Source organism: Brucella sp. TWI432 (assembly GCF_039674445.1).
GTDB classification, from domain to species: Bacteria; Pseudomonadota; Alphaproteobacteria; order Rhizobiales; family Rhizobiaceae; genus Brucella; species Brucella chromiisoli.
In genome coordinates this window covers 274,499-301,429 of record NZ_JBDJNL010000002.1, presented here as the reverse complement: position 1 = coordinate 301,429, position 26,931 = coordinate 274,499, and the positions used below count along the sequence as shown (strand labels likewise).

Below are 26,931 nucleotides of genomic sequence, written 5' to 3'. Positions count from 1 at the left end.
CCCGCATGCTTCACGCCGGAACGAGAATTCTCTCGATTTCGGCAGTAACTTCCTCTACCGGCGCCATGCCATTGAGCACGCGCAACTCACCAGTACCGGCATAATAGGCCGAAAGCGGTGACGTTTTTTCACGGTATTCAACGAGACGCTTGCGAAACGCTTCCGGGTTGTCATCAGAACGAACCTGACCACCCTTTGCAATCGTATCGGCAACACGGCTCTCCATCCGGCTGACCAATGCGTTCTCGTCCACTTTCAGCTCAATAACAGCATCAAGCTTGAGACCTTTATCGGTCAGCATTTCGCCAAGAGCCTGCGCCTGTGGAACAGTCCGCGGATAACCGTCAAGAATGAAACCATTTGCGCAATCCGGCGCATCAATACGCTCTGACACGATCTGGTTTACAATCTCATCGGAGACCAGCTGACCGGCATCCATGACAGCCTTGGCGCGTTTCCCGATTTCGCTTTGCTGAGCGACTGCTGCACGCAGCATATCGCCAGTCGAAAGCTGAGGTATTCCATGCTTCTTGGTAAGAAGTCCAGCCTGCGTCCCCTTACCTGCTCCGGGCGGCCCAAGAAGTATTAGTCTCATTTACTGCGTTTCCCACCTCTGAGTTTGGACTTCTTGATCAGCCCTTCATACTGATGGGCGACAAGATGTCCCTGAATTTGCGCAACCGTATCGAGCGTTACGCTGACCACGATCAGCAGCGAAGTACCACCAAGATAGAACGGTACACCGGTCGCGGAAATCAGAAATTCCGGCAGAAGACAGACAAGCACGATATAGATGGCGCCGACAACCGTAATGCGTGTCAACACATAGTCTATATACTCAGCCGTCCGTTCACCCGGACGAATGCCCGGAATAAAGCCGGAGTGCTTCTTCAGCTGGTCCGCAGTGTCCTTGGGATTGAACACAATGGCCGTATAAAAGAAGCAGAAGAATGCCATCAAACCGGCATAGAACAGCATGTAGAGCGGCTGACCATGACCGAGAGCATTGAGAATGGTTGTACCCCATGCCGGCATTTCAGCTGTGTTCGCAAAGCCGGCAACCGTTGCAGGCAGCAGCAGAAGCGAAGACGCGAAAATCGGAGGAATAACACCCGCAGTATTGAGCTTGAGTGGCAGATGCGATGTATCGCCCTGGAACATGCGATTGCCAACCTGACGCTTCGGATACTGGATCAGAAGACGGCGCTGGGCGCGTTCAACAAAAACGATGATTGCAATCAGCGCAACAGCCAGAACGATAACACCGAGGATCAACCCCGTGGACAGTGCGCCGGTGCGGCCCAGTTCCAGCGTACCGGAAATAGCATGCGGCAGGTTTGCGACAATACCCGCGAAGATGATGAGCGAAATGCCGTTACCGATGCCGCGCGCGGTGATCTGTTCACCAAGCCACATCAGGAACATCGTACCGCCAACAAGCGTGATGACCGACGAAACCAGGAACATTGGGCCGGGATTCGTAACGATGCCATTACCGGACTGCAAGCCAACCGAAATCGCATAAGCCTGCACGATTGCCAGAAGCACCGTACCGTAACGCGTATATTGATTGATAATCTTGCGGCCTGACTCGCCTTCCTTCTTGAGCGCTTCAAGCGTCGGGACAACCGACGTCATAAGCTGCACGATAATGGAGGCAGAAATATAAGGCATGATGCCGAGTGCGAAGATCGCCATACGGCCAACCGCGCCACCCGCAAACATATTGAAAAGTCCGAGCACACCCTGGCTATGCTGCTGGAATGCCTGCGCAAGCGCATCAGGATTGATGCCGGGTAGCGGAATATAAGTACCAAAACGGTACACCAACAAAGCGCCCAGTGTAAACCAGATGCGCTTCTTGAGTTCTTCAGCTTTCGAAAATGCCGAAAAATTAAGATTGGAAACTAGCTGTTCAGCAGCCGATGCCATAAAAATTTCTCCGGTGAAAAGTCTCCGGTCCCCTACTCCCATAGACACAAGTTTTACAACTCACGACCGCTCGGACAAGAAGACCCTACCCAGATATGCGCATTGGCATAAATGTGCAAGCGGCGGCACCAAGGCCGCCGCTTTTTATTTTTATGTCGATGCTTTATTCAGCAGCAGCTTCAGGAAGCTTTACGCTACCGCCAGCCTTTTCGATCTTTTCGATCGCTGCCTTGGAAGCACCAGCAACCTCGAAAGCTACCTTTGCCTTCAATTCGCCGTCCGCAAGAACGCGAACACCGTCGAGAGCGCGACGAATCACGCCAGCAGCCTTAAGCGAATCGATGTTCACAACTGCCTTTGCGTCCAGCTTGCCCGCATCGATCGCAGCCTGAACTCGGCCAAGCGATACAATGTTGAAGCTCTTCGCAAAGATGTTGGTGAAGCCACGCTTCGGCAGGCGACGGTAGATTGGCATCTGACCGCCTTCAAAGCCGTTGATCGCTACGCCTGAACGGGACTTCTGTCCCTTGACGCCGCGGCCAGCGGTCTTGCCGGTGCCCGAGCCGATACCGCGGCCGACGCGCTTGCGCGCCTTAACTGAACCTGGCTTGTCACGCAGATCGTTGAGTTTCATGTCTCTATCCTCTGCGTTATCAGGCCTCGTCCACAACGCGGACGAGATGCTGAACCTTGGCAATCATGCCACGAACTGAAGGAGTATCCTCCAGTGTGCGGCGGCGGTGCATTTTGTTAAGTCCGAGTCCGATCAGCGTAGCACGCTGTTCGGCTGGACGACGGATAGGGCTTCCGATCTGTTCGACCGTAACCGTCTTACCCTTCTTCTCAGCCATCACTCAAATCCCTTGTCTATGGCGTATCCGGTGCGATGGCACCGGACTGGCACAAACTATCGGCTATTCTTCCGAACCGACCACATCATGGCGACGAGCCTGAAGGGTCGAGTACTTGATGCCGCGCTGTGCAGCAATGTCCTTTGGATGCATCTGATGCTTCAGAGCGTCAAAGGTTGCACGAACCATGTTGTAAGGGTTCGATGAGCCGAGCGACTTAGCAACAACGTCCTGAACGCCAAGCGTTTCGAACACAGCACGCATAGGACCACCAGCAATGATACCCTTACCAGCAGGGGCTGCGCGGAGCAGAACCTTGCCAGCGCCGTGACGACCCTGCACATCGTGATGCAGTGTACGACCCGAACGCAGCGGTACGAAAATCATATCGCGCTTGGCAGCTTCTGTTGCCTTACGGATAGCTTCAGGCACTTCACGAGCCTTGCCATGTCCGAAGCCGACGCGACCTTTCTGGTCACCAACGACGACGAGTGCAGCAAAACCGAAGCGACGGCCACCCTTAACAACCTTGGCTACGCGATTGATGTGAACGAGCTTGTCAACGAATTCGCTGTCACGCTCCTCACGACCGCGGTCCTCGCGGTTACGTTCTCTCTGTGCCATATCCTATTCCTTTATTTTTTTCCGGAAGCACAAAATTATTAGAAGCTAAGACCGCCTTCGCGGGCTGCTTCGGCGAGAGCCTTCACACGGCCGTGGTAAATAAATGCACCACGGTCGAACACTACTTCGTTGACGCCTGCTTTTACGGCACGCTCAGCAACCAGCTTGCCAACTGCAGCAGCTGCTGCGGAATCGGCGCCAGTCTTGAGCTTGCCCTTCAGATCGCCATCCAGGGTCGAAGCGGCAGCGATGGTTACACCGCGAACGTCGTCGATAACCTGAACGTAGATGTTCTTGGAAGAGCGGTGCACGCTGAGACGTGGACGGCCGTTTGCAACAGCCTTGACCTGACGGCGTACACGAGCAGCGCGACGCTGCAAAGTTTCTTTTGGCGATGCCATGACGCGCTTCCCTTACTTCTTCTTGCCTTCTTTGCGGACGATTTTTTCGCCAGCATACTTGACGCCCTTGCCCTTATAAGGCTCGGGGCCGCGATATTCACGGATCTCAGCCGCAACCTGACCGACCTGCTGCTTATCGATACCAGTGACGACGATTTCCGTCGGCTTAGGAACAGCAACAGTGATGCCAGCAGGCACGTCATAGATAACTTCGTGAGAAAAGCCGAGAGACAGCTGGACATTCTTGCCCTGCATAGCAGCACGATAACCAACGCCGCTGATCTCAAGCTTCTTTTCAAAGCCCTTGTTGACGCCTTCGAAGATGTTTTCGATCATCGAACGCGACATGCCCCACTTGGAGCGGGCTTCTTTAGACTGGTCACGAGGATCAACGCTTACAGCGCCGTCTTCGAGCTTAACCAGAACTTCATCGTGCACCACGAAAGACAATTCGCCCTTCGCGCCCTTAGCCTTGACGATCTGCCCATCAACACTGGCGGTCACGCCTGCCGGGACCGGCACGGGTTTTTTACCGATACGAGACATTTTTATACCTGTCTTCTATCTGTTCACTGTCAGCCGCATCAGAAGATGCGGCAGAGCAGCTCACCACCAACGTTTTGTTCACGGGCTTCATGATCCGCCATTACACCCTTAGGTGTGGACAAGATCGAGATGCCAAGACCATTCGCAACCTGCGGGATCGACTTGACCGACACGTAAACGCGACGGCCTGGCTTCGAAACGCGGGTCAGTTCACGAATGACTGGAACGCCTTCATAGTACTTGAGTTCGATTTCGATCTCGGCCTTGCCGTTCACGAATTCACTCTGCGTGTATCCGCGGATGTAACCCTCAGACTGAAGAACATCCAGAACGCGAGCACGAAGCTTCGAAGCCGGGGTCGAAACCTTGGTCTTCTTGCGGCCTACTGCGTTACGAATACGGGTCAGCATATCGCCGATAGGATCTGACACAGACATATGCTACTCCTTACCAGCTCGACTTAACTATGCCCGGAACCTGTCCGAGCGAACCCAACTGGCGAAGCGCAATACGCGACATCTTCAGTTTACGGTAATAACCACGCGGACGACCCGAAACTTCGCAACGATTGCGAATACGAACCTTAGCGGAATTGCGCGGTAGTTCGGCGAGCTGAATAGTAGCGCGGAAACGCTCATCCAGCGGAAGGCTCTGATCCATAACGATCGCCTTCAGACGTGCACGCTTTTCAGCATGACGCTTAACCAACTTTTCGCGGCGCTTATTGTTTTCGACTGCGCTAGTCTTGGCCATATTATTATACCTCGCTACGCTTGCCGTTACTGCCGGAACGGGAAGTTGAAGGCGCGCAGAAGAGCGCGGGCTTCATCATCCGTTTTTGCGGTCGTGCAAACGATGATGTCCATGCCCCAGATCTGATCAACTTTATCGTAGTTGATTTCTGGAAACACGATGTGTTCCTTAACACCCATGGCAAAGTTGCCACGACCGTCAAAGCTTTTCGGATTCAGACCGCGGAAGTCGCGAACGCGCGGAAGCGCAATCGTAACCAGACGATCAAGAAATTCGTACATGCGATCCGCACGAAGAGTGACCTTCGTACCGATTGGCATGTCTTCGCGCAACTTAAAAGTTGCAATCGAATTACGGGCGCGCGTAACGACAGCCTTCTGACCAGCAATCAGGCTGAGATCAGCAGCTGCAACCGTTGGCTTTTTCGAGTCAGCAGTTGCTTCGCCTACACCCATATTCAGGACAACTTTGGTGATGCGTGGAATCTGCATCTCGTTGTCATATTTGAATTCTTCAAGAAGAGCTTTACGGATCGTGTCCTGATAAATCTTCTTGAAGCGTGGAAGTGCCTTAGCTTCAGACATCAGATCACCGCTCCCGAACGCTTTGCAACGCGAACCTTCTTGCCGTCTTCAATACGGAAACCAACGCGGGTTGGCTTGCCATCTTTTGGATCAGCAACTGCCAGGTTAGACAAATGGATCGGCGCTTCTTTCGAAATGATGCCGGCTTCCTGAGTCTGTGTCTGACGCTGGTGACGCTTTACAACATTAATGCCGCGGACGACAGCTTTGTCATCCTTTGGCATAACCTGAAGAACTTCGCCCTTACGGCCCTTGTCCTTACCGGACAGCACGACAACGCTGTCGCCTTTGCGAATCTTTTGCATCGTCTTGCTTCCTTACAGAACTTCCGGAGCCAGCGAGATGATCTTCATGTGGCTCTTAGCGCGAAGTTCGCGTGGAACCGGTCCGAAGATACGTGTGCCGATAGGCTCTTTCTTGTTATCGATGAGAACGGCTGCGTTGTTATCAAAACGAATAACGCTGCCATCTGCGCGACGGATGTCCTTGGCAGTCCGTACGACTACCGCCTTCATCACATCACCTTTTTTGACGCGGCCGCGCGGAATAGCTTCCTTGATCGACACCACAATGATGTCGCCCACGGAAGCATAACGCCGCTTCGAGCCGCCCAGCACCTTGATGCACATGACACGACGTGCGCCGGAGTTATCCGCCACGTCGAGGTTTGTTTGCATCTGAATCATGACTGGCCGCCTTCTTTTCCTTCAGCTGGTTAAGGGCTCCTGCCCTACCTAAGCTGCGTGTTTGTAATTTAGCCCGCTGTTACGTTCGAAAGAACGACCCAGCGTTTGTCCTTCGAAATTGGCTTGGATTCTTCAATAGAAACCTGATCACCAATCTTGAACTGGTTGTTTTCGTCATGCGCCTTATACTTCTTAGACTGGCGAATGGTCTTCTGGAGGAGCGGGTGCGAATAGCGACGCTCTACCTTAACCACAACAGTCTTATCGTTTTTGTCGCTGACGACAACGCCCTGCAGAACGCGTTTAGGCATTATACTTGTTCCTTATGCCTTGCTTTCGGCCGCCTTCTGGCGGGCGATGGTCTTAATACGCGCAATGTCACGGCGAACCTGTTTCACGCGCGCGGTTTTTTCGAGCTGACCGGTTGCCTTCTGGAAGCGCAGATTAAACTGCTCTTTCTTCAGGGCGCCCAACTCATCGTTGATCTGATCGAGGCTTTTCGCCCGAACGTCTGCGGCTTTCATGACTGCCTCTCTTACTCTGCGATGCGCTGAATGAAGCGCGTCTTGACCGACAACTTTGCAGCGCCGAGTCTTAAGGCTTCGCGTGCCACATCTTCGGGTACGCCGTCAAGCTCAAACATTACGCGGCCTGGTGCCACGCGGCATGCCCAGTAGTCAACTGAACCCTTACCTTTACCCATACGGACTTCGGTAGGCTTCGATGTAACTGGCAGATCCGGGAAGATTCGGATCCATACACGGCCCGCACGTTTCATGTGACGGGTGATCGCGCGGCGAGCCGCTTCGATCTGTCGTGCTGTGACGCGGTCAGGCTCAACGGCCTTCAAACCGAATGCACCGAAATTAAGATCCGTACCGCCCTTCGAGTTGCCGTGAATACGGCCCTTGAACTGCTTACGGAACTTGGTGCGCTTTGGCTGCATCATTGTTCTCTACTCCAATTTTCTCGCCCGCGGCCCGCTTTTTAAGCGTTTTCGCGGCGGCGGTTCTGCTGGGAACCCTGATTGTCACCCTCAACCGCACGACGTTCGGAAGCCATTGGGTCATGCTCAAGGATCTCGCCCTTGAATACCCAAACCTTCACGCCGCAGATGCCGTAAGCGGTCTGCGCTTCTGCTGTACCGTAGTCGATATCAGCACGCAGCGTGTGAAGCGGAACGCGACCTTCGCGATACCATTCCATACGTGCGATTTCAGCGCCGCCCAGACGACCGGAGCAGTTGATACGGATACCTTCAGCACCGAGACGCATTGCCGACTGAACGGCACGCTTCATGGCGCGACGGAATGCCACACGGCGTTCGAGCTGCTGAGCGATCGACTGAGCAATGAGCGTCGCGTCGACTTCCGGCTTACGCACTTCAACAATGTTGAGCGACGTATCGGAATTCGTCATCTCGGAAAGCTTCTTGCGAAGCTTTTCGATGTCTGCACCCTTCTTGCCGATGATGATACCCGGACGAGCCGAGTGAATCGTCACGCGGCACTTCTTGTGCGGACGCTCGATTACGATCTTGGAAATCGCAGCCTGCTTGAGTTCGCTCTTAAGATACTCACGGATCTTGACATCTTCATGCAACAGCTTGCCGTATTCACCGGTATTTGCGTACCAACGCGAATCCCAAGTGCGGTTAATGCCGAGACGAAAACCGATCGGATTAATCTTCTGGCCCATTATGCGGCCTCCCCTTTTTCCGCAACTTCGCGGACAACAATGGTGAGATGCGAAAACGGCTTTTCGATGCGGCTTGCCTTACCACGTCCACGAACGTGGAAACGCTTCATGACAATTGATTTGCCAACATAAGCTTCAGCAACGATCAGCGCGTCAACATCGAGATCATGATTGTTCTCTGCGTTGGCGATAGCCGATTCGAGCGTCTTTTTCACTGTTTCCGCGATCCGCTTGCGCGAGAACGTCAGATCAGCAAGTGCCGCGTTAACTTTCTTGCCGCGAATAAGTGCCGCGACAAGATTAAGCTTCTGCGGGCTGACGCGAAGCGTACGGGCGACGGCTTTCGCCTCGTTATCCTTAAGCTGGCGGGGAGCCTTGGCCTTGCCCATCTGTTACTTCCTCTTTGACTTCTTGTCCGCGCCGTGACCGTAATAGGTACGCGTCGGCGCGAATTCACCGAACTTATGTCCAACCATTTCTTCGGAGATCGATACCGGCACATGCTTGTTGCCGTTATAAACACCGAAGGTCAGGCCAACGAACTGCGGCAAGATCGTGGAGCGACGGCTCCACATCTTGATAACTTCATTACGACCGCCCTCGCGTACCTTCTCAGCTTTCTTGAGAAGATAGCCATCGACGAACGGACCTTTCCAAACTGAACGAGCCACTTCAGACTACCTCTCTTACTTCTTGCGCTGATGACGCGAACGCATGATGAACTTATCGGTCGCCTTGTTCGAACGGGTCTTTTTACCCTTCGTAGGCTTGCCCCAAGGCGTGACCGGATGACGACCACCAGAAGTGCGGCCTTCACCACCACCATGCGGGTGGTCAACTGGGTTCATGGCAACGCCGCGAACGTGTGGACGCTTACCGCGCCAAACCGAACGACCGGCCTTGCCGTCATTGATGTTGCTGTGCTCTGGATTGGATACTGCACCAACCGTTGCAAAGCATGCACCCGAAACCAGACGCTGTTCGCCCGAGTTCAGACGCAGGATAGCCATGCCCTGATCGCGACCGACGAGCTGTGCATAAGCACCAGCCGAGCGTGCAATCTGACCGCCCTTGCCCGGTTTCATTTCCACATTGTGGATAATGGTACCAACTGGCATCGACGACAGCGGCATTGCATTGCCTGGCTTGACGTCGACGGACTGGCCGGAAATGACCTTGTCACCAACTGCCAGACGCTGCGGAGCCAGAATGTAGCTCAGCTCGCTGTCTTCGTAGCGGATCAACGCGATAAACGCGGTGCGGTTTGGATCGTATTCCAGACGTTCTACAGTCGCTACGACATCATGCTTACGACGCTTGAAGTCGATGAAACGATAAGAACGCTTGTGACCGCCGCCCTGAAAGCGGACAGTGATACGACCGGTGTTGTTACGGCCACCCTTCTTGGACAAACCTTCGGTCAATGACTTGACCGGCTTGCCCTTGTAGAGTTCCGAACGGTCCACGATGACCAGCTGACGCTGGCCTGGTGTGATCGGATTAAAGTGCTTGAGTGCCATTGTCTTTACTCCATGGCCTCTCAGAGACCTGTCGAAACGTCGATGCTCTGACCTTCAGCCAAAGTTACGATCGCTTTCTTGACATCGCTCTGGCGCCCGACAATGCCGCGGAACCGCTTCACTTTGCCTTTGCGCACAGTGGTGTTTACAGCCTTAACCTTGACGCCGAAGAGCGCTTCGATTGCAGCCTTGATTTCCGGCTTCGTCGCCTTGCGGGCTACGTTGAAGACGACCTGATTATGTTCGGAAACAAGGGTCGACTTCTCGGTGATGACTGGGCTGACGATCACGTCATAATGGCGAAGATCGGTCATTTAAAACGCTCCTCGAGTGCTTCGACAGCTGCCTTGGAAAGCACGAGCTTGCCACGACGCAGGATGTCGTAAACATTGATGCCCTGTACTGGCAGAACGTCGATGTTCGGGATGTTCGAAGCAGCGCGCTGGAAGTTCACGTCGAGCTCTGCACCACCGATAAGAAGTGCATTTTCGAGACCGAGCTTTGCGAACTGCGACACAAGCTGCTTTGTCTTGGCTTCAGACGCTGCCAGATCATCGATGATGATCAGGTCAGATGCCTTTGCCTTAGCCGACAGAGCGTGACGCAAGCCGAGAGCGCGAACCTTCTTTGGCAGATCATGATCATGCGTACGGACAACCGGTCCGTGAGCCTGACCACCGCCGCGGAACTGCGGTGCACGAGCCGAATGGTGACGAGCGCGACCCGTACCCTTCTGCTTATACATCTTCGAACCGGTGCGGCTGATGTCGCTGCGGCCCTTGGCATCGTGAGAGCCCTGCTGGCGGCGAGCCAGCTGCCAGCGCACGACGCGCTGGAGAATGTCGTCGCGTGGATCAAGACCGAAGATAGCTTCGTTCAACTTGACCTGGCCGGCATCCTTGCCTTCAAGGGTTGTAATTGTGAGATCCATTATTCGGCTCCCTCAGTCGCTGCAGTTTCAGAAACTACAGCAGCTTCTACCTTGGCCTGTGCTGCTTGGCGCAAACCAGCTGGCTTGGGAGCATTATCAGGCAGCGAAACCTTTACGGCGTCGCGAACGTAGATCCATGCACCCTTTGAGCCAGGAACTGCACCGCGGACAAGGATAAGGCCGCGATCGAGATCAGTCGAAACGACTTCGATATTCTGCGTGGTTACACGGGTCTGACCCATGTGACCGGCCATCTTCTTGCCTTTAAATACTTTACCTGGATCCTGACGCTGACCGGTCGAGCCGTGAGCGCGGTGGGTCACTGAGTTACCGTGCGATGCACGATGACCAGCAAAGTTATGACGCTTCATAACACCGGCAAAGCCTTTACCGATCGAAGTACCCGTCACGTCGACCTTCTGGCCGGCGACGAAATGTTCGGCAGTGATTTCCACGCCGACTTCGAGCAGGTTTTCAGGAGAAACGCGGAATTCCGCAACTTTCGCCTTAGGCTCAACTTCAGCCTTCGCGAAATGACCGCGCAGAGCCTTGGTTGTGTTCTTTACCTTGGCAAGTCCAACGCCAAGCTGAACAGCCGTGTAACCATTCTTTTCAACTGTACGCTGAGCGACCACGTGGCAGTCTTCCATGCGGAGAACTGTCACTGGTACATGTTCGCCGGCGTCGTTATAGACGCGGGTCATGCCCAGCTTTTGTGCGATAACACCTGAACGCATCGGGTTCGTTCCTTCCGTCCTCAAGCCGCTTAGAGCTTGATCTCGACATCAACACCGGCAGACAGATCGAGCTTCATGAGCGCGTCAACAGTCTGTGGGGTTGGGTCAACGATATCGAGAAGACGCTTGTGCGTGCGCATCTCGAACTGTTCGCGGCTCTTCTTATCGATGTGCGGCGACCGGTTTACTGTGAACTTTTCGATCCGTGTTGGCAGTGGGATCGGTCCGCGCACATTGGCACCGGTACGCTTGGCAGTCGACACGATTTCCCGCGTCGAAGCGTCAAGGATCCGATGATCAAACGCCTTGAGGCGAATGCGGATGTTTTGACCGTTCATTTGATCTGTTCCTTGTTACGCGGAGCGCCTCCGGAGAGACGCTCCTGCACAAATCTAATTACTCGATGATCGAAGCGACGATGCCTGCACCAACGGTACGGCCACCTTCACGGATAGCGAAGCGGAGCTTCTCTTCCATTGCGATCGGCACGATCAGCGTAACGTCAACGGTAACGTTGTCGCCAGGCATAACCATTTCCGTGCCTTCTGGCAGGGTAACAACACCGGTCACGTCCGTCGTACGGAAGTAGAACTGTGGACGGTAGTTGGTGAAGAATGGTGTATGACGGCCACCTTCGTCCTTGGTCAGAATGTAGGCTTCTGCCTTGAACTTGGTGTGTGGCTTAACCGAACCTGGCTTGCAGAGAACCTGGCCACGTTCAACGTCTTCACGGCCAATACCGCGAACCAGTGCACCAATGTTATCGCCAGCCTGGCCCTGATCGAGCAGCTTGCGGAACATTTCAACGCCGGTAACAGTCGTCTTGCCGGTGGCCTTGATGCCAACGATTTCAACTTCTTCACCAACCTTGATGATGCCGCGTTCAACACGACCGGTCACAACAGTACCACGACCCGAAATCGAGAACACGTCTTCGATTGGCATCAGGAATGGCTGATCAACTGGACGTTCTGGTGTTGGGATATAATCGTCAACAGCAGCCATCAGGTTGCGGATTGCGTCTTCGCCGAGTTCCTTCGAAGAATCTTCCAGAGCAGCAAGAGCCGAGCCCTTGATGATTGGCGTTTCATCGCCTGGGAAGTCGTACTTCGAGAGAAGTTCACGAACTTCGAGCTCTACGAGTTCGAGAAGTTCAGCATCGTCAACCTGATCGCACTTGTTCAGAAACACGACGATCGCAGGAACACCAACCTGACGAGCGAGCAGGATGTGCTCACGGGTCTGTGGCATCGGACCGTCAGCGGCCGAAACAACCAGGATCGCGCCGTCCATCTGTGCAGCACCGGTGATCATGTTCTTAACATAGTCAGCGTGGCCTGGGCAGTCGACGTGTGCGTAGTGACGAGCAGCAGTTTCATATTCAACATGCGATGTCGAAATGGTGATACCACGTGCCTTTTCTTCTGGCGCAGCGTCGATCTGGTCATACGCTTTGAAATCGCCGAAGTACTTGGTAATTGCTGCGGTCAGCGACGTTTTACCATGGTCAACGTGACCAATCGTGCCGATGTTTACGTGTGGCTTATTGCGTTCAAACTTGCTTTTTGCCATCTGAGCTCTCCTAATATCTAGCCTGCTCAGGCTCTTTTAATATTTGGCGTAATCAAAGATTACGCGAACTTTTTCTGAATTTCCTGTGCGACCGCAGTCGGAACCGGCTCGTAATGGTCGAACTGCATGGTGTACTGTGCACGACCCTGAGACATCGAACGCAGGTTGTTCACGTAACCAAACATGTTAGCCAGTGGAACATTTGCATTGACGACCGTCGCAATACCACGTGCTTCCGTACCCGAGATCTGACCACGACGTGAATTCAGATCGCCAATTACGTCACCGACGTAATCTTCAGGCGTTACCACTTCAACCTTCATGATTGGCTCAAGAAGCTGTGCGCCAGCCTTCTGTGCACCTTCACGGAACGCTGCACGGGCAGCGATTTCGAAGGCGAGAACCGAAGAGTCAACATCGTGGTATGCACCGTCGATCAGGGTTGCCTTCACGCCGAGCATTGGGAAGCCAGCAAGCGGACCCGCACCCATGACGCTTTCGATACCCTTCTGAACGCCAGGGATGTATTCCTTAGGAACAGCACCGCCAACGATCTTGGATTCGAAGATGAAGTCATCGCCTTCATGCGGTTCGAAGATGATCTTGACGCGCGCAAACTGACCCGAACCACCCGACTGCTTTTTGTGGGTGTAATCGATTTCAGCCTGACGTGTGATCGATTCACGATAAGCAACCTGCGGCGCGCCGACATTTGCTTCTACCTTGAACTCACGCTTCATGCGGTCGACGAGAATGTCGAGATGAAGTTCGCCCATGCCAGCGATGATCGTCTGGCCGGATTCTTCATCAGACTTAACGCGGAACGAAGGATCTTCAGCAGCCAGACGGTTGAGCGCAATGCCCATCTTTTCCTGGTCGGCCTTGGTCTTAGGTTCAATCGCGATTTCGATAACCGGATCAGGGAATTCCATGCGTTCAAGAATAACCGGCTTCAGTGGATCGCAGAGCGTATCACCTGTTGTGGTTTCCTTGAGGCCAGCCAGAGCAACGATGTCGCCTGCGAAAGCTTCTTCGATGTCTTCACGTGAGTTGGAGTGCATCTGCAGCATACGGCCGATACGCTCACGCTTGCCCTTAACGGTGTTTTCGAGCGAAATGCCCTTGGTCAGCTTGCCCGAATAGATACGAGCGAATGTCAGCGAACCAACGAACGGATCGTTCATGATCTTGAATGCGAGCATCGAAAGTGGTGCTTCATCCGAAGATTCACGGGTCGTTTCGGTTTCCGTCTTAACGTCGATGCCCTTAATCGCAGGAACATCGGTCGGCGCAGGAAGGAACGAAACAACAGCGTCGAGAAGCGGCTGAATGCCACGGTTCTTAAACGCTGTACCGCAAAGAACAGGATGGAACTTAACGTCGATGGTGCCCTTGCGGATCAGTGCACGCAGCTCATCATTCGTAGGCATGTTGCCTTCGAGGTAAGCTTCCATTGCAGCTTCATCGATTTCCACTGCCAGCTCAATGAGCTTTTCGCGGTATTCTTCAGCCTTATCCTTAAGGTCTGCAGGAATTTCACCAACGGTCGCAGATGCGCCGATTGTGCCATCCCAAGTCAGGGCCTTCATTTCGATAAGGTCGATAACGCCTTCAAACTCGTTTTCAGCACCGATTGGCAGCTGAACTGGAAGAGCGACTGCACCAAGACGCGAGCCAACCATTTCTACGCAACGGTAGAAGTCAGCACCGATCTTGTCCATCTTGTTGACGAAAACCATACGTGGAACGTGGTACTTCTCAGCCTGACGCCATACAGTTTCAGTCTGCGGCTCAACACCAGCATTCGCATCGAGAAGAGCGATTGCGCCATCGAGAACGCGGAGCGAACGCTCAACTTCAATCGTGAAGTCAACGTGGCCCGGGGTGTCGATGATGTTGAAGCGGCGCTTCTTGCCATCCTGCCCCTGCCAGAACGTGGTCGTAGCAGCGGACGTGATGGTGATACCGCGTTCCTGCTCCTGCTCCATCCAGTCCATGGTGGACGCGCCATCATGGGTTTCACCAATCTTGTGGTTCTTACCGGTATAGAACAGGATACGCTCGGTCATCGTCGTCTTACCGGCGTCGATGTGAGCCATAATACCGAAATTGCGGTAGTCTTCGATTTTATATTCGCGGGCCATGTTTTTGCTCTTTGAATAGGGTTCGACGATTACCAGCGGTAATGCGAGAACGCGCGGTTGGCTTCTGCCATGCGATGCGTGTCTTCACGCTTCTTGACAGCGGAACCACGGTTGTTTGCCGCATCCAGCAATTCGCCGGACAGACGGTCAACCATCGTTGTTTCGTTGCGACCACGAGCTGCATTGATCAGCCAGCGGATGGCAAGTGCCTGGCGGCGTTCTGAACGCACATCGACCGGAACCTGATAGGTTGCACCACCAACGCGGCGCGACCGGACTTCAACATGCGGAGCAACATTGTCGAGCGCCTGATGGAACAGCGCGACCGGCTCTGACTTCGCCTTGGCTTCGATTGCTTCAAGCGCACCATATACGATGCTTTCAGCAACCGACTTCTTGCCATGAAGCATAACTGCATTCATGAACTTCGTGATAACGAGATCACCGAACTTTGGATCCGGATTAATCTCACGCTTTTCTGCTTTATGGCGTCTGGACATTTCGTCTCATTCTTTCAATTACATCGGGCTCAACTCGCCATTCTGGCGGCCGGTATCCCCGGAAAATTCTTACTTAGGACGCTTTGCACCGTACTTGGAACGACGCTGCTTGCGGTTCTTAACACCCTGGGTATCAAGTACGCCGCGGATGATGTGATAACGCACACCCGGCAAATCCTTGACGCGGCCGCCGCGGATCATAACCACGGAGTGCTCCTGAAGGTTGTGGCCTTCACCCGGAATGTAACCGATGACTTCAAAGCCATTGGTCAGACGGATCTTGGCAACCTTACGAAGAGCCGAGTTCGGCTTCTTAGGGGTTGTCGTATAAACACGGGTGCAAACGCCGCGCTTCTGTGGGTTTGCCTGCAGAGCAGGAACCTTATTACGCTTTACCGGTGCAGTACGCGGCTTGCGGATCAACTGGTTTACGGTAGGCATTGAACCTTCCTCTATAAAAAATCTCGTATCGGCGCCCAATAAGGGCCGTTTCACCGGAGTGCTCATGCACAAATTCGGGACCAGCCACTCCATCAGCGGCCACCCCGAACAAAAGCAGAGGAAGCAAAAGCTTCATGCGAACGGCAAGTTGCATTTCGATCGTAAAACGAACCCTGTTTGAGGCGAACTCCAGAGCGCGTCGCTCCGAAAATGCCAGCCTCACATCGGCTCAGATGGGCTGCTGATACGTGTTTGTGGGCGTTTCGTCAAGGGCAGGACATTAAGTTTCTTTACCAAAAGGCCGCAAAGCCGCGTTTTGGTGCCTGCCGGACAGGTTATTGCGCCGCATTCAGCAGCCTATCGCGATTATTTCGCGGCAAAACTGTCATTTTCATGTGCCAGCATAGCATAAGGCCCCAACAGCCGCTATTGAAGCATATCCGAGTCGAAAAACAACACAATATTAAGGAATTCTCAATGTCATCCACCCCCACATCCACAGAGAACGATTCGCCGGTTGTCCATCTGGTGATCGCCGACGTCTGGAACGAAGGTGAAGAGGAATCGATCGAAGTCCATATTCTTCTGAAATCCGGCGACGATGAAGATCTCGTTCAGACGGTTCTCGCAATCCTCGCCGAAGAAGGCTATCACGAAGCCGAGCTGGTTGAGATGGGCACAATCACCGAAGAACCGGAAGAAGAGCCACACAAGAGTGCCTGGCAGACAGCACTGACCGGTGAAGTCGCGCTCATCGAATTCGATGGCGACGACGAAGAGGAATAAGTAGCGGATAGCCGAACTGCAAAGCGATTAACGGCTTTCCCAATGACAAAGGGCGGTTTCAAACCGCCCTTTTCTTTTGATCCAAACGTAAAAAGGCCGCCCCGAAAGGCGGCCTTTTTTATTTGTTCAAACACTCAGCCTATTCGGCTGCGTTGTTGGTCATGTCGGTCAACATCGCGTTCGCTTCTGTTGAACCGGTCGACTTGCGGCGCTCGTCGATGATGAGATCGTCGCGAGCCGTTGCAATGCGGCGGATCTGGTTGGTCATGCCGCCAGTACCAGCCGGGATGAGACGGCCGACAATGACGTTTTCCTTGAGCCCCTGCAACGTGTCCATCTTGCCCGCAACCGCAGCTTCGGTAAGCACGCGGGTGGTTTCCTGGAACGACGCAGCAGAGATGAACGAAGGAGTCTGCAGCGAAGCCTTGGTAATACCAAGCAGAACCGGATTACCCGAACCTGGCTTCTTGCCTTCTTCGATCAGACGATCATTCACTTCGTCAAGCTCAATACGGTCAACATGATCACCCGTGAGGTAACCAGTATCGCCCGGCTCCGTAATTTCGATCTTCTGAAGCATCTGACGAACAATCACTTCAATGTGCTTGTCGTTGATCAGAACGCCCTGAAGACGATAGACTTCCTGGATTTCGTTCACGAGGTAAGAAGCAAGTGCTTCCACGCCCTTGATGGCCAGAATGTCATGCGGTGCAGGATTACCGTCGAGGATGTATTCACCCTTTTCAATAACGTCACCATCCTGAAGATGGAACGGCTTACCCTTAGGGATCAGATACTCAACGGGCTCAACCGTATCGTCGTTTGGCTCGATGATGATGCGACGCTTGTTCTTGTAATCGCGACCGAAGCGGACAGTACCATCAATCTCTGCGATAACGGCATGGTCCTTCGGACGACGTGCTTCGAACAGTTCCGCAACGCGTGGCAGACCACCGGTAATATCCTTGGTCTTTGCGCTTTCCATCGGCAGACGCGCAATAACGTCACCGGCGTTAACATGAGCACCCGGCTCGAACGAAAGGATCGTTTCCACCGAGAGCAGGAAGCGCGCTTCGCCACCCTTCGACAGCTTTGCGATCTTGCCGCTCTTGTCCTTGATGACCATAGCCGGCTTGAGGTCCGCGCCACGTGGTGTCGAACGCCAGTCAATGACGACGCGCTTTGTGATACCCGTGGATTCGTCCGCCGTTTCCGAAACCGAAAGACCATCAACGAGATCTTCAAACTCGATATAGCCTTCGACTTCCGTCAGGATAGGACGGGTGTACGGATCCCACTCAGCAATACGCTGACCGCGCTTGACTGCATCACCTTCGTCAACGAACAGACGTGAACCATAGGTTACACGGTGAACCGCACGTTCCTTGCCCGAAGCATCAACAATCAGAACCGCCATGTTACGGCCCATGACAACGAGGTTGCCATCGGAGTTGCGAACCACATTGCGGTTACGCAGCTTAACGGTGCCTTCATACGAAGCTTCAAGATACGAACTATCGACAACCTGAGCCGTACCACCCAAGTGGAAGGTACGCATGGTAAGCTGCGTGCCCGGCTCACCGATCGACTGTGCAGCGATAACGCCAACAGCTTCACCCTGGTTAACCGGTGTGCCGCGTGCAAGGTCACGACCATAGCACTTGGCGCAAACGCCATTACGCGTCTGACAGGTCAGAGCCGAGCGAATACGGATCGACTGAATGCCAGCCTTTTCGATGACTTCGACGTCCTTTTCCTCAATCATGCGGCCAGCTTCAACGATAACATCGCCGGTTGCAGGATGCAGGATCGGATCAAGGGCCGTACGACCCAGAACGCGCTGTCCGATTGGAGCAACGATCTGACCCGCATCGACGATTGGCTGCATGGTGAGACCGATTTCGGCGCCGCAATCGACTTCCGAAATAATCGCATCCTGTGCAACGTCAACGAGACGACGTGTCAGGTAACCCGAGTTAGCCGTTTTCAAGGCCGTATCAGCAAGACCCTTACGGGCACCGTGTGTCGAGTTGAAGTACTCGTTCACGGTCAGACCTTCCTTGAAGTTCGAGATGATCGGGGTTTCGATGATTTCACCCGACGGCTTGGCCATAAGACCGCGCATACCGCCAAGCTGACGCATCTGGTTGACCGAACCACGGGCACCCGAATGCGACATCATGTAAACCGAGTTCATCTGCTTCTGACGACCGGTCACCGGATCAAATTCAACAGCCTTAATGCGGGCCATCATTTCTTCGGTGATCTTGTCAGTCGCTTTACCCCAGGCATCAACGACCTTGTTGTACTTTTCGCCCTGAGTGATCAGGCCGTCATTGTACTGCTGTTCGTATTCGGTCGTCAGAGCTTCGGTCTCTGCAACGATCTTGGCTTTCGAGTCAGGAATGACCATGTCATCCTTACCGAACGAAATACCGGCACGGCATGCATGGGCAAAGCCAAGCTGCATGATGCGATCGCAGAAAATCACCGTCTCTTTCTGACCGCAATGGCGGTAAACGTGGTCGATCATCTTGGAGATGTTTTTCTTGGTCATCTCCTGATTACAGATGTCAAACGACACGTTCGGATGCTTCGGCAGAAGCTCACCGGTAATCAGACGGCCCGGCGTCGTATCATAAACCTTGGAAACGACATTGCCTTCTGCATCAACAGTCTTGAAACGACCTTTGATCTTGGTGTGCAGCGTGACAACCTTGTTTTCAAGAGCATGCTGAAGTTCGCCCATATCGGCAAACATCATGCCCTCGCCCGGCTCCTTGTCTGCCACGATTGACAGATAATAGAGACCAAGAACCATGTCCTGCGAAGGAACGATGATCGGCGCGCCGTTTGCCGGGTGCAGAATGTTGTTGGTCGACATCATCAGCACGCGGGCTTCAAGCTGCGCTTCAAGCGACAGCGGAACGTGGACAGCCATCTGGTCACCGTCAAAGTCAGCATTAAATGCTGTACAGACGAGCGGATGCAGCTGAATGGCCTTGCCTTCGATCAGCGTGGGTTCGAATGCCTGAATACCAAGACGGTGCAGCGTCGGCGCACGGTTCAGAAGAACCGGATGCTCACGGATGACTTCGTCAAGGATATCCCAAACTTCCGGACGTTCCTTTTCAACCAGCTTCTTCGCCTGCTTGACAGTCGAGGAATACCCCTTGGCATCAAGACGTGCGTAGATGAATGGCTTGAACAGCTCAAGCGCCATCTTCTTCGGCAGACCGCACTGGTGTAGCTTCAGTTCAGGACCGGTCACGATAACCGAACGACCCGAATAGTCGACGCGCTTACCAAGAAGGTTCTGACGGAAGCGACCCTGCTTGCCCTTGAGCATATCGGAGAGCGACTTCAGCGGACGCTTGTTAGCACCCGTGATCGTGCGTCCACGGCGACCGTTATCGAACAGCGCGTCAACAGCTTCCTGCAACATGCGCTTTTCGTTACGGATAATGATGCCGGGAGCGCGCAGTTCGATCAGACGCTTCAGACGGTTGTTACGGTTGATCACGCGACGGTAAAGGTCGTTGAGATCGGACGTCGCAAAACGACCGCCGTCCAGTGGAACCAGAGGACGCAGATCCGGTGGAATGACCGGAACGATCTTCATGATCATCCACTCAGGACGGTTGCCAGACTCCATGAAGTTCTCAACGATCTTGAGACGCTTCATCAGCTTCTTGGTCTTCAGTTCCGATGTAGTTTCTGCCAGATCAACGCGCAGGTCTGCAGCGATGTTCGGCAGATCCATCGAAGCCAGAAGCTCAAAGATCGCTTCCGCACCAATAAGGGCCGTAAACTGATCTTCGCCGAATTCATCGACGGCGATCATATATTCTTCTTCCGAAAGAAGCTGATGCTCTTTCAGTGAAGTCAGACCCGGTTCGGTAACAATGTAGTTTTCAAAATACAGAACGCGCTCAATATCCTTGAGCGTCATATCCAAAAGCGTACCGATGCGCGATGGCAGCGACTTCAAAAACCAGATATGCGCAACTGGCGCCGCCAGTTCGATATGGCCCATGCGCTCACGGCGAACGCGCGACAGCGTAACTTCCACGCCGCACTTTTCGCAGATAATGCCTTTGTATTTCATACGCTTGTACTTGCCGCACAAGCATTCATAATCCTTGATCGGGCCAAAGATACGCGCGCAGAAGAGACCATCGCGTTCTGGCTTGAACGTACGATAGTTGATCGTCTCCGGCTTCTTGATCTCGCCGTATGACCAGGACAGAATCTTCTCAGGGCTGGCAATCGAGATTCTGATGGAATCGAACGTCTGTGCCGGAGCCTGAGGATTGAAAAGATTCATGACCTCTTGGTTCATGCCGTTCTCCTTGAGGGCGATCCGCCGCCCTGTGTGTCGTCAATGACAGGCTGAAAATCCCTGCCATCTTGAAAAGAAATCGCGGTATTACGCAGTTTTCACTGCACATTCCGTTCGGCATTTCGTGAGCGCAAAACATTTTACACGTTTGCTGGAAACACCTTACGGGCGCGCCACGGCAGAACCATGGCGCGCCTTGATGTTTTTATTCCGCCGCGTCCGGAAGTGCCGGCTGCTCGTCGCGTGTATCGTCCAGCTCGACATTGAGACCGAGCGAACGCATTTCCTTGACAAGAACGTTGAAGCTTTCTGGAATACCGGCTTCAAACGTATCATCGCCACGAACAATCGCTTCGTAGACCTTGGTACGGCCTGCAACGTCATCGGACTTGACTGTAAGCATTTCCTGCAGCGTGTAAGCCGCACCGTATGCTTCCAGAGCCCAGACCTCCATTTCACCGAAGCGCTGACCACCGAACTGCGCCTTACCACCAAGCGGCTGCTGGGTGACGAGCGAGTAAGGTCCAATGGAACGTGCGTGGATCTTGTCGTCGACCAGGTGGTGGAGCTTCAACATATAGATGTAGCCCATAGTCACCTGACGATCGAACGGTTCACCCGTACGTCCATCATACAGCGTCGACTGACCAGAAGTCGCAAGACCTGCATCGGTCAACATCGCATTGATGTCGGCTTCCACCGCACCATCAAACACCGGCGTTGCAATCGACACGCCGCGCTTCACCTGATTGGCCAGCATGAGGACAGCATCGTCATCATAAGACCGGACCGGTTCATTGCGGTCATTGTCTGGATAGATGTGCTCCAGTGTATCGCGCAGCGGCTGAATATCTGCCGTCTTGCGATAAACATCAAGAAGCTCACCGATCTTCTTGCCCATGCCAGCACAAGCCCAGCCCAGATGCGTTTCCAGAATCTGGCCCACATTCATGCGGCTTGGAACGCCAAGCGGGTTCAACACGATATCGGCATGCGTACCGTCTTCGAGGAACGGCATGTCTTCGACAGGCAGAATGCGGGATACCACACCCTTGTTGCCGTGACGGCCAGCCATCTTGTCGCCTGGCTGGATCTTGCGCTTCACAGCAACAAAGACCTTGACCATCTTCATGACGCCTGGAGGCATCTCGTCGCCGCGCTGTACCTTTTCGACCTTGTCCATGAAGCGTGCTTCGAGCAGCTTTTTGGATTCGTCGTACTGGCCACGCAGAGCTTCAAGTTCGCCCTGTTGCTTTTCGTCTTCGACAGCAAACTGCCACCACTGCGAACGCGGATACTCGGTGATGAGATCACGTGTAATGGTTGTGCCCTTCTTGAAGCCCTTAGGGCCAGCGGCTGCAACCTTACCGTCGATCATGTCCACGAGACGGCCGTAAACGTTACGGTCGAGGATAGCCTGTTCGTCGTCACGGTCCTTGGCAAGACGTTCGATCTCTTCGCGTTCGATCGCCATTGCACGTTCGTCTTTTTCAACGCCGTGGCGGTTGAATACACGAACTTCAACAATTGTACCGTATGTTCCCGGAGGCATACGCATCGAGGTGTCACGGACGTCGGAAGCCTTTTCACCAAAGATGGCGCGCAGAAGCTTTTCTTCCGGCGTCATCGGGCTTTCGCCCTTCGGCGTGATCTTGCCGACAAGAATGTCGCCAGGATGCACTTCAGCACCGATGTAAACGATACCAGCTTCGTCGAGGTTCTTCAGCGCTTCTTCCGAAACATTCGGAATATCGCGGGTGATTTCCTCAGGTCCAAGCTTGGTGTCACGTGCCGCAACTTCGAATTCCTCAATGTGAATCGAGGTGAAGACGTCTTCCGAAACGATCTTCTCCGAGAGGAGGATCGAGTCTTCATAGTTGTAGCCGTTCCAAGGCATGAACGCGACGAGCACGTTACGGCCAAGAGCCAGATCGCCGAGATCGGTTGACGGACCGTCAGCAATGATGTCGCCCTTACCGATCGGATCACCAACGCGCACAAGCGGACGCTGGTTGATACAGGTCGACTGGTTCGAACGCTGGAACTTCTGCAGACGATAGATATCAACGCCCGACTTCGACGGATCGAGGTCTTCGGTAGCGCGGATAACGATACGCGTTGCGTCAACCTGATCGACCACACCACCGCGACGAGCGGCAATAGCGGCACCAGAGTCACGCGCAACAACCGCTTCCATGCCGGTTCCGACGAATGGTGCTTCCGCACGCACAAGCGGAACAGCCTGACGCTGCATGTTCGAACCCATAAGAGCGCGGTTCGCATCGTCGTTTTCGAGGAACGGAATAAGCGCTGCAGCAACCGAAACGAGCTGCTTTGGCGAAACGTCCATCAGATCCACGTTTTCACGTGGCGTCATCATCACTTCGCCTGCATGACGGCAGATGACGAATTCGTCTACGAAACTGCCATTCTCATCAAGCTCAACATTTGCCTGAGCAACCGAGTGCTTTGCTTCTTCCATGGCCGAAAGATAGACAACGTCGAACGTGACCTTACCATCGACAACCTTGCGGTACGGGCTTTCGATAAAGCCGTACTTGTTGACGCGGGCAAAAGTTGCGAGCGAGTTGATCAGACCGATATTCGGGCCTTCCGGCGTTTCAATCGGGCAGATACGGCCATAGTGGGTCGGATGCACGTCGCGGACTTCAAAGCCAGCACGCTCACGGGTCAAACCACCAGGTCCAAGAGCCGAAAGACGGCGCTTATGGGTGATCTCCGAAAGCGGATTGGTCTGATCCATGAACTGCGAAAGCTGCGAGGAGCCGAAGAATTCACGAACAGCTGCAGCAGCAGGCTTCGCGTTGATCAGATCCTGCGGCATAACCGTGTCGATTTCGATCGAGGACATACGTTCCTTGATCGCACGTTCCATGCGCAGAAGACCGACACGATACTGATTTTCCATCAGTTCGCCGACCGAACGCACACGACGGTTGCCGAGGTTGTCGATGTCATCGATTTCACCGCGGCCATCGCGCAGTTCAACGAGCATCTTGACGACAGCAATAATGTCTTCCTTGCGCAGAACGCGCACGGTGTCTTCTGCATCCAGATCAAGACGCATGTTCATCTTCACGCGACCAACAGCGGAAAGGTCGTAGCGTTCAGCATCAAAGAACAGCGAATTGAACATGGCTTCAGCCGAGTCCATTGTCGGCGGTTCACCAGGACGCATAACGCGGTAGATGTCGAACAGTGCTTCCTGACGGCTTTCGTTCTTGTCGACGGCCAGCGTGTTGCGGATATAGGCACCGATATTGATGTGATCAATATCGAGAACCTTGATCTCTTCCACACCTGTGTCGAGAAGCGTCTTGAGAACCTTTTCGTCGATTTCGTCACCAGCTTCGAGATAAATCTCACCGGTTGCGTAATTGACGGTATCTTCAGCAAGGTACGAACCGAAAAGATCGTCTTCGGTTGCCTTGATGAACTTCAGGCCCTTTTCAGCAAGCTGCTTTGCGGAGCGCGCGGTCAGCTTCTTGCCAGCTTCGAGAACGACTTCACCTGTGTCCGCATCGATGAGATCAGAGATGATCTTCATACCCTTGAAGCGGTCAACAGAATAAGGGATACGCCAGTTTTCACCGTCACGCGAATAGGTGACAGTGTTATAGAACGTCGAAAGGATTTCCTCGCCGTCCATGCCGAGCGCCATCAGCAGTGTCGTAGCCGGAAGCTTGCGGCGACGATCGATACGCGCATAGACCACGTCCTTGGCATCGAATTCGATGTCAAGCCACGAGCCACGGTAAGGAATAACGCGCGCAGCAAACAGAAGCTTGCCCGAGGAGTGCGTCTTACCCTTGTCGTGATCGAAGAACACACCCGGTGAACGGTGCATCTGCGAAACGATAACACGTTCCGTACCATTGACGATGAAGGTGCCGTTGTCTGTCATGAGCGGCATATCGCCCATGTAAACGTCCTGCTCCTTGATGTCCTTGATGGACTTCGCGCCGGTATCTTCATCAATATCGAACACGATGAGACGCAGCGTCACCTTGAGAGGTGCCGAATACGTCAAATCGCGCTGACGGCATTCGTCAACGTCGAATTTTGGTGCATCGAATTCGTAACGAACGAATTCCAGCATTGAAGCGCCGGAGAAATCCTGGATTGGGAAAACAGACTTGAAAACCGCCTGCAAACCCTCGTCAGAACGCCCGCCAGCAGGTTCCTCAACCATGAGGAACTGGTCGTAAGATGCCTTTTGAACCTCAATGAGGTTAGGCATTTCCGCGACCTCGGGAATCTTGCCGAAAAATTTGCGTACGCGCTTGCGACCATTGAAAGAATGGGTCTGAGCCATCGTCGCTCCTCGTTCTATAGCCTTACGGCTTGCTCACGCCTTGCGGCCTTTATCGTGCGCCGCCTCTCGGCGGTCCTTCTAACGGGCTAAACCCGTTTTCTGAAAGCCTGATCAAGGCCATCAGAAAAAGGGTTTAAAAGGATCAGAACGTCGTAGATAAAATCGCCCTGACTATGATTTGCATAAAGAGAACCTATTTTCGCACTTTTCGTTTCTTTTCATGCATTTACTCCAGATGCAAGCCCAGAGTTGAACTGGCGGATGGAAACCATCCGCCAGAAAAGCGAACTTACTTAAGTTCAACCTTAGCGCCAGCTGCTTCGAGCTGTGCCTTGATCTTTTCAGCTTCGTCCTTGGAAGCGCCTTCCTTGACAGCCTTAGGAGCTGCTTCAACGAGGTCCTTAGCTTCCTTGAGGCCGAGACCAGTGATCGCGCGAACTTCCTTGATCACGTTGATCTTGTTTGCGCCACCGTCAGCGAGAACGACGTCAAACTCGGTCTTTTCTTCAGCAGCAGCAGCAGGAGCAGCGCCAGCAGCAGCAACTGCTACAGGAGCAGCAGCCGAAACGCCCCACTTTTCTTCCAGAAGCTTCGAAAGTTCTGCAGCTTCGAGAACGGTCAGAGCCGACAGGTCGTCAACGATCTTTGCGAGATCAGCCATTTTGATATTTCCTTAGTTTCAAGGTTTGAACAATTGACAGCGAAAAACGGCCTTACGCCGCCTCGTTCTTCCGGGCGTGCGCGCCAATAACGCGAGCGATCTGGCCCGCTGGTGCGCTGGTAAGTACTGCGAGACGCTGAGCCGGGGTTTGGATCATTCCAACCAGCTTTGCGCGCAGTTCGTCGAGCGATGGGAGCGAAGCAAGCGACTTGACGCCATCGGCGTTCAGTGTCGTTGCACCCATTGCACCACCGAGGATAACGAGCTTGTCGTTAACCTTGGCGAATTCGACGGCTACTTTCGGAGCAGCAATTGGGTCGTTTGCATAAGCAACAACCGTCTGACCTGTGAACAGATCAGCAATGCCTTCCGATTCCGTGCCCTGAAGAGCGATCTTGGCAAGGCGGTTTTTCGCGACTTTAACGGTACCACCAGCGTCACGCATCTTTGAACGAAGATCGCTCATCTGCGCAACAGTGAGACCGGTATAGTGGGCCACGACGACCGAACCGGACTCTTTAAAAGCACCGTTCAGCCACGAGACAAATTCGCGTTTTTCCGCTCTATCCACTGTCTCTCTCCAGTAGACAGGATCACATGATCCTGCCGGGTTGCCTTTGTCGGACGAGCTTCACAGCTGGCCCGACGCTCGAGGATCCTGTCCCCTTCAGCTATCCCGGAAACCGGGCTTCACTCAAAGGCAACTACGGTTCAAACCTTGCATGCACATTCGTGCGAAACAGGGTTATTCCACGTCTCATGCAGGCCATAGGTTTAAGGATCTGACCCGGAGGTTTCGATCCGCCTGCAATCTCGGACAGGATAACCGGACTTTCGTCCGGCTATCCGGATCTTGCGATCCGGAATTTCTGCACTTTCGACTGCT

32 protein-coding genes are annotated in these 26,931 nt (G+C 53.7%); 1 reads left to right on the top strand and 31 read right to left on the bottom strand.

All coding sequences use genetic code 11. The annotated features are described in order from the left end of the window. Window positions 1–10: 10 nt before the first annotated feature. The 27 genes from ABE527_RS06565 to rpsL form a co-directional block, all read right to left on the bottom strand. On the bottom strand, window positions 11–595 hold the full coding sequence (locus tag ABE527_RS06565; RefSeq protein ID WP_499696455.1) for an adenylate kinase: 585 nt from the start codon (window positions 593–595) through the stop codon (window positions 11–13). Continuing rightward, window positions 592–1,932, bottom strand: a complete 1,341-nt coding sequence (gene secY, locus ABE527_RS06560) for a preprotein translocase subunit SecY (RefSeq protein WP_265984517.1) — start codon at window positions 1,930–1,932, stop codon at window positions 592–594. The genes ABE527_RS06565 and secY overlap by 4 nt, the downstream gene beginning before the upstream one ends. A 163-nt stretch (window positions 1,933–2,095) precedes the next feature. Further along, window positions 2,096–2,566, bottom strand: a complete 471-nt coding sequence (gene rplO, locus ABE527_RS06555) for a 50S ribosomal protein L15 (RefSeq protein ID WP_265984516.1) — start codon at window positions 2,564–2,566, stop codon at window positions 2,096–2,098. Between the two features lie 19 nt (window positions 2,567–2,585). Then, on the bottom strand, window positions 2,586–2,783 hold the full coding sequence (rpmD, locus tag ABE527_RS06550) for a 50S ribosomal protein L30 (protein ID WP_007875314.1): 198 nt from the start codon (window positions 2,781–2,783) through the stop codon (window positions 2,586–2,588). A gap of 63 nt (window positions 2,784–2,846) precedes the next feature. Further along, window positions 2,847–3,407: a 30S ribosomal protein S5 gene (gene rpsE, locus ABE527_RS06545; RefSeq protein WP_024897023.1), complete on the bottom strand. Its 561-nt coding sequence runs from the start codon at window positions 3,405–3,407 to the stop codon at window positions 2,847–2,849. A gap of 38 nt (window positions 3,408–3,445) precedes the next feature. After that, window positions 3,446–3,808, bottom strand: coding sequence for a 50S ribosomal protein L18 (gene rplR, locus ABE527_RS06540; RefSeq protein WP_265984515.1), 363 nt, complete (start codon window positions 3,806–3,808; stop codon window positions 3,446–3,448). Window positions 3,809–3,820: 12 nt separating this feature from the next. Next, complete coding sequence (gene rplF, locus ABE527_RS06535) at window positions 3,821–4,354, bottom strand: 50S ribosomal protein L6 (RefSeq protein WP_265984514.1); 534 nt, start codon at window positions 4,352–4,354, stop codon at window positions 3,821–3,823. Between the two features lie 38 nt (window positions 4,355–4,392). After that, window positions 4,393–4,791 (bottom strand): 30S ribosomal protein S8, encoded by a 399-nt coding sequence (rpsH, locus tag ABE527_RS06530; RefSeq protein ID WP_007875325.1) that lies wholly within the window; start codon window positions 4,789–4,791, stop codon window positions 4,393–4,395. 10 nt (window positions 4,792–4,801) lie between these two features. After that, window positions 4,802–5,107 carry a 30S ribosomal protein S14 gene (gene rpsN / locus ABE527_RS06525; protein ID WP_265984513.1) on the bottom strand — a complete coding sequence of 102 codons (306 nt, stop codon included), beginning with the start codon at window positions 5,105–5,107 and terminating at the stop codon, window positions 4,802–4,804. A 26-nt stretch (window positions 5,108–5,133) separates the two neighbouring features. Further along, window positions 5,134–5,691, bottom strand: coding sequence for a 50S ribosomal protein L5 (rplE, locus tag ABE527_RS06520; RefSeq protein WP_396997065.1), 558 nt, complete (start codon window positions 5,689–5,691; stop codon window positions 5,134–5,136). Beyond that, entirely contained in the window at window positions 5,691–5,996 is a 306-nt protein-coding gene (gene rplX, locus ABE527_RS06515; RefSeq protein ID WP_094539757.1) for a 50S ribosomal protein L24, read from the bottom strand. The genes rplE and rplX overlap by 1 nt, the downstream gene beginning before the upstream one ends. Before the next feature lie 12 nt (window positions 5,997–6,008). Further along, window positions 6,009–6,377: a 50S ribosomal protein L14 gene (gene rplN / locus ABE527_RS06510; RefSeq protein WP_007875329.1), complete on the bottom strand. Its 369-nt coding sequence runs from the start codon at window positions 6,375–6,377 to the stop codon at window positions 6,009–6,011. 68 nt (window positions 6,378–6,445) lie between these two features. Next, the gene (rpsQ, locus tag ABE527_RS06505; protein WP_024897017.1) at window positions 6,446–6,688 is read right to left on the bottom strand and encodes a 30S ribosomal protein S17; all 243 of its coding nucleotides are present in this window, start codon (window positions 6,686–6,688) and stop codon (window positions 6,446–6,448) included. 12 nt (window positions 6,689–6,700) lie between these two features. Beyond that, complete coding sequence (gene rpmC, locus ABE527_RS06500) at window positions 6,701–6,901, bottom strand: 50S ribosomal protein L29 (protein WP_024897016.1); 201 nt, start codon at window positions 6,899–6,901, stop codon at window positions 6,701–6,703. An 11-nt stretch (window positions 6,902–6,912) separates the two neighbouring features. After that, the gene (rplP, locus tag ABE527_RS06495; RefSeq protein WP_094577441.1) at window positions 6,913–7,326 is read right to left on the bottom strand and encodes a 50S ribosomal protein L16; all 414 of its coding nucleotides are present in this window, start codon (window positions 7,324–7,326) and stop codon (window positions 6,913–6,915) included. Between the two features lie 38 nt (window positions 7,327–7,364). After that, the gene (rpsC, locus tag ABE527_RS06490) at window positions 7,365–8,075 is read right to left on the bottom strand and encodes a 30S ribosomal protein S3 (RefSeq protein WP_024897014.1); all 711 of its coding nucleotides are present in this window, start codon (window positions 8,073–8,075) and stop codon (window positions 7,365–7,367) included. Beyond that, the gene (rplV, locus tag ABE527_RS06485) at window positions 8,075–8,464 is read right to left on the bottom strand and encodes a 50S ribosomal protein L22 (protein ID WP_007875336.1); all 390 of its coding nucleotides are present in this window, start codon (window positions 8,462–8,464) and stop codon (window positions 8,075–8,077) included. The genes rpsC and rplV overlap by 1 nt, the downstream gene beginning before the upstream one ends. Window positions 8,465–8,467: 3 nt before the next feature. After that, entirely contained in the window at window positions 8,468–8,746 is a 279-nt protein-coding gene (gene rpsS / locus ABE527_RS06480) for a 30S ribosomal protein S19 (protein ID WP_140904458.1), read from the bottom strand. A gap of 15 nt (window positions 8,747–8,761) precedes the next feature. Then, window positions 8,762–9,595 (bottom strand): 50S ribosomal protein L2, encoded by an 834-nt coding sequence (gene rplB, locus ABE527_RS06475; protein WP_499696454.1) that lies wholly within the window; start codon window positions 9,593–9,595, stop codon window positions 8,762–8,764. Window positions 9,596–9,615: 20 nt separating this feature from the next. Further along, a complete protein-coding gene (locus ABE527_RS06470) occupies window positions 9,616–9,909 on the bottom strand; it encodes a 50S ribosomal protein L23 (RefSeq protein WP_007875343.1) in 294 nt (97 codons plus the stop codon). Continuing rightward, entirely contained in the window at window positions 9,906–10,526 is a 621-nt protein-coding gene (rplD, locus tag ABE527_RS06465; protein WP_265984510.1) for a 50S ribosomal protein L4, read from the bottom strand. The genes ABE527_RS06470 and rplD overlap by 4 nt, the downstream gene beginning before the upstream one ends. Beyond that, complete coding sequence (gene rplC, locus ABE527_RS06460) at window positions 10,526–11,263, bottom strand: 50S ribosomal protein L3 (RefSeq protein WP_265984509.1); 738 nt, start codon at window positions 11,261–11,263, stop codon at window positions 10,526–10,528. Before rplC ends, rplD begins: the two co-directional genes overlap by 1 nt. A gap of 29 nt (window positions 11,264–11,292) precedes the next feature. Further along, a complete protein-coding gene (gene rpsJ, locus ABE527_RS06455; RefSeq protein ID WP_002964363.1) occupies window positions 11,293–11,601 on the bottom strand; it encodes a 30S ribosomal protein S10 in 309 nt (102 codons plus the stop codon). A 58-nt stretch (window positions 11,602–11,659) separates the two neighbouring features. Continuing rightward, the gene (gene tuf, locus ABE527_RS06450; RefSeq protein ID WP_265984508.1) at window positions 11,660–12,835 is read right to left on the bottom strand and encodes an elongation factor Tu; all 1,176 of its coding nucleotides are present in this window, start codon (window positions 12,833–12,835) and stop codon (window positions 11,660–11,662) included. 59 nt (window positions 12,836–12,894) lie between these two features. Continuing rightward, a complete protein-coding gene (gene fusA, locus ABE527_RS06445) occupies window positions 12,895–14,979 on the bottom strand; it encodes an elongation factor G (RefSeq protein WP_265984507.1) in 2,085 nt (694 codons plus the stop codon). Between the two features lie 29 nt (window positions 14,980–15,008). After that, window positions 15,009–15,479: a 30S ribosomal protein S7 gene (gene rpsG / locus ABE527_RS06440; protein WP_140904453.1), complete on the bottom strand. Its 471-nt coding sequence runs from the start codon at window positions 15,477–15,479 to the stop codon at window positions 15,009–15,011. Window positions 15,480–15,548: 69 nt separating this feature from the next. Further along, window positions 15,549–15,920, bottom strand: coding sequence for a 30S ribosomal protein S12 (rpsL, locus tag ABE527_RS06435; RefSeq protein ID WP_006168377.1), 372 nt, complete (start codon window positions 15,918–15,920; stop codon window positions 15,549–15,551). A 477-nt stretch (window positions 15,921–16,397) separates the two neighbouring features. On the opposite strand from rpsL, the gene ABE527_RS06430 reads away from it, so the two are divergent. Next, a complete protein-coding gene (locus tag ABE527_RS06430) occupies window positions 16,398–16,706 on the top strand; it encodes a hypothetical protein (protein WP_265984506.1) in 309 nt (102 codons plus the stop codon). Between the two features lie 139 nt (window positions 16,707–16,845). Here the strand turns inward: ABE527_RS06430 and rpoC are convergent, their stop codons facing one another. From rpoC to rplJ, 4 genes are all read right to left on the bottom strand, one after another. Beyond that, the gene (gene rpoC / locus ABE527_RS06425) at window positions 16,846–21,048 is read right to left on the bottom strand and encodes a DNA-directed RNA polymerase subunit beta' (protein WP_265984505.1); all 4,203 of its coding nucleotides are present in this window, start codon (window positions 21,046–21,048) and stop codon (window positions 16,846–16,848) included. Window positions 21,049–21,253: 205 nt separating this feature from the next. Beyond that, window positions 21,254–25,384 (bottom strand): DNA-directed RNA polymerase subunit beta, encoded by a 4,131-nt coding sequence (gene rpoB, locus ABE527_RS06420; RefSeq protein WP_499695562.1) that lies wholly within the window; start codon window positions 25,382–25,384, stop codon window positions 21,254–21,256. A 289-nt stretch (window positions 25,385–25,673) separates the two neighbouring features. Further along, window positions 25,674–26,045, bottom strand: coding sequence for a 50S ribosomal protein L7/L12 (gene rplL / locus ABE527_RS06415; RefSeq protein ID WP_024898616.1), 372 nt, complete (start codon window positions 26,043–26,045; stop codon window positions 25,674–25,676). A gap of 52 nt (window positions 26,046–26,097) precedes the next feature. Beyond that, window positions 26,098–26,616, bottom strand: a complete 519-nt coding sequence (gene rplJ, locus ABE527_RS06410) for a 50S ribosomal protein L10 (RefSeq protein WP_265984503.1) — start codon at window positions 26,614–26,616, stop codon at window positions 26,098–26,100. Window positions 26,617–26,931: the final 315 nt, after the last annotated feature.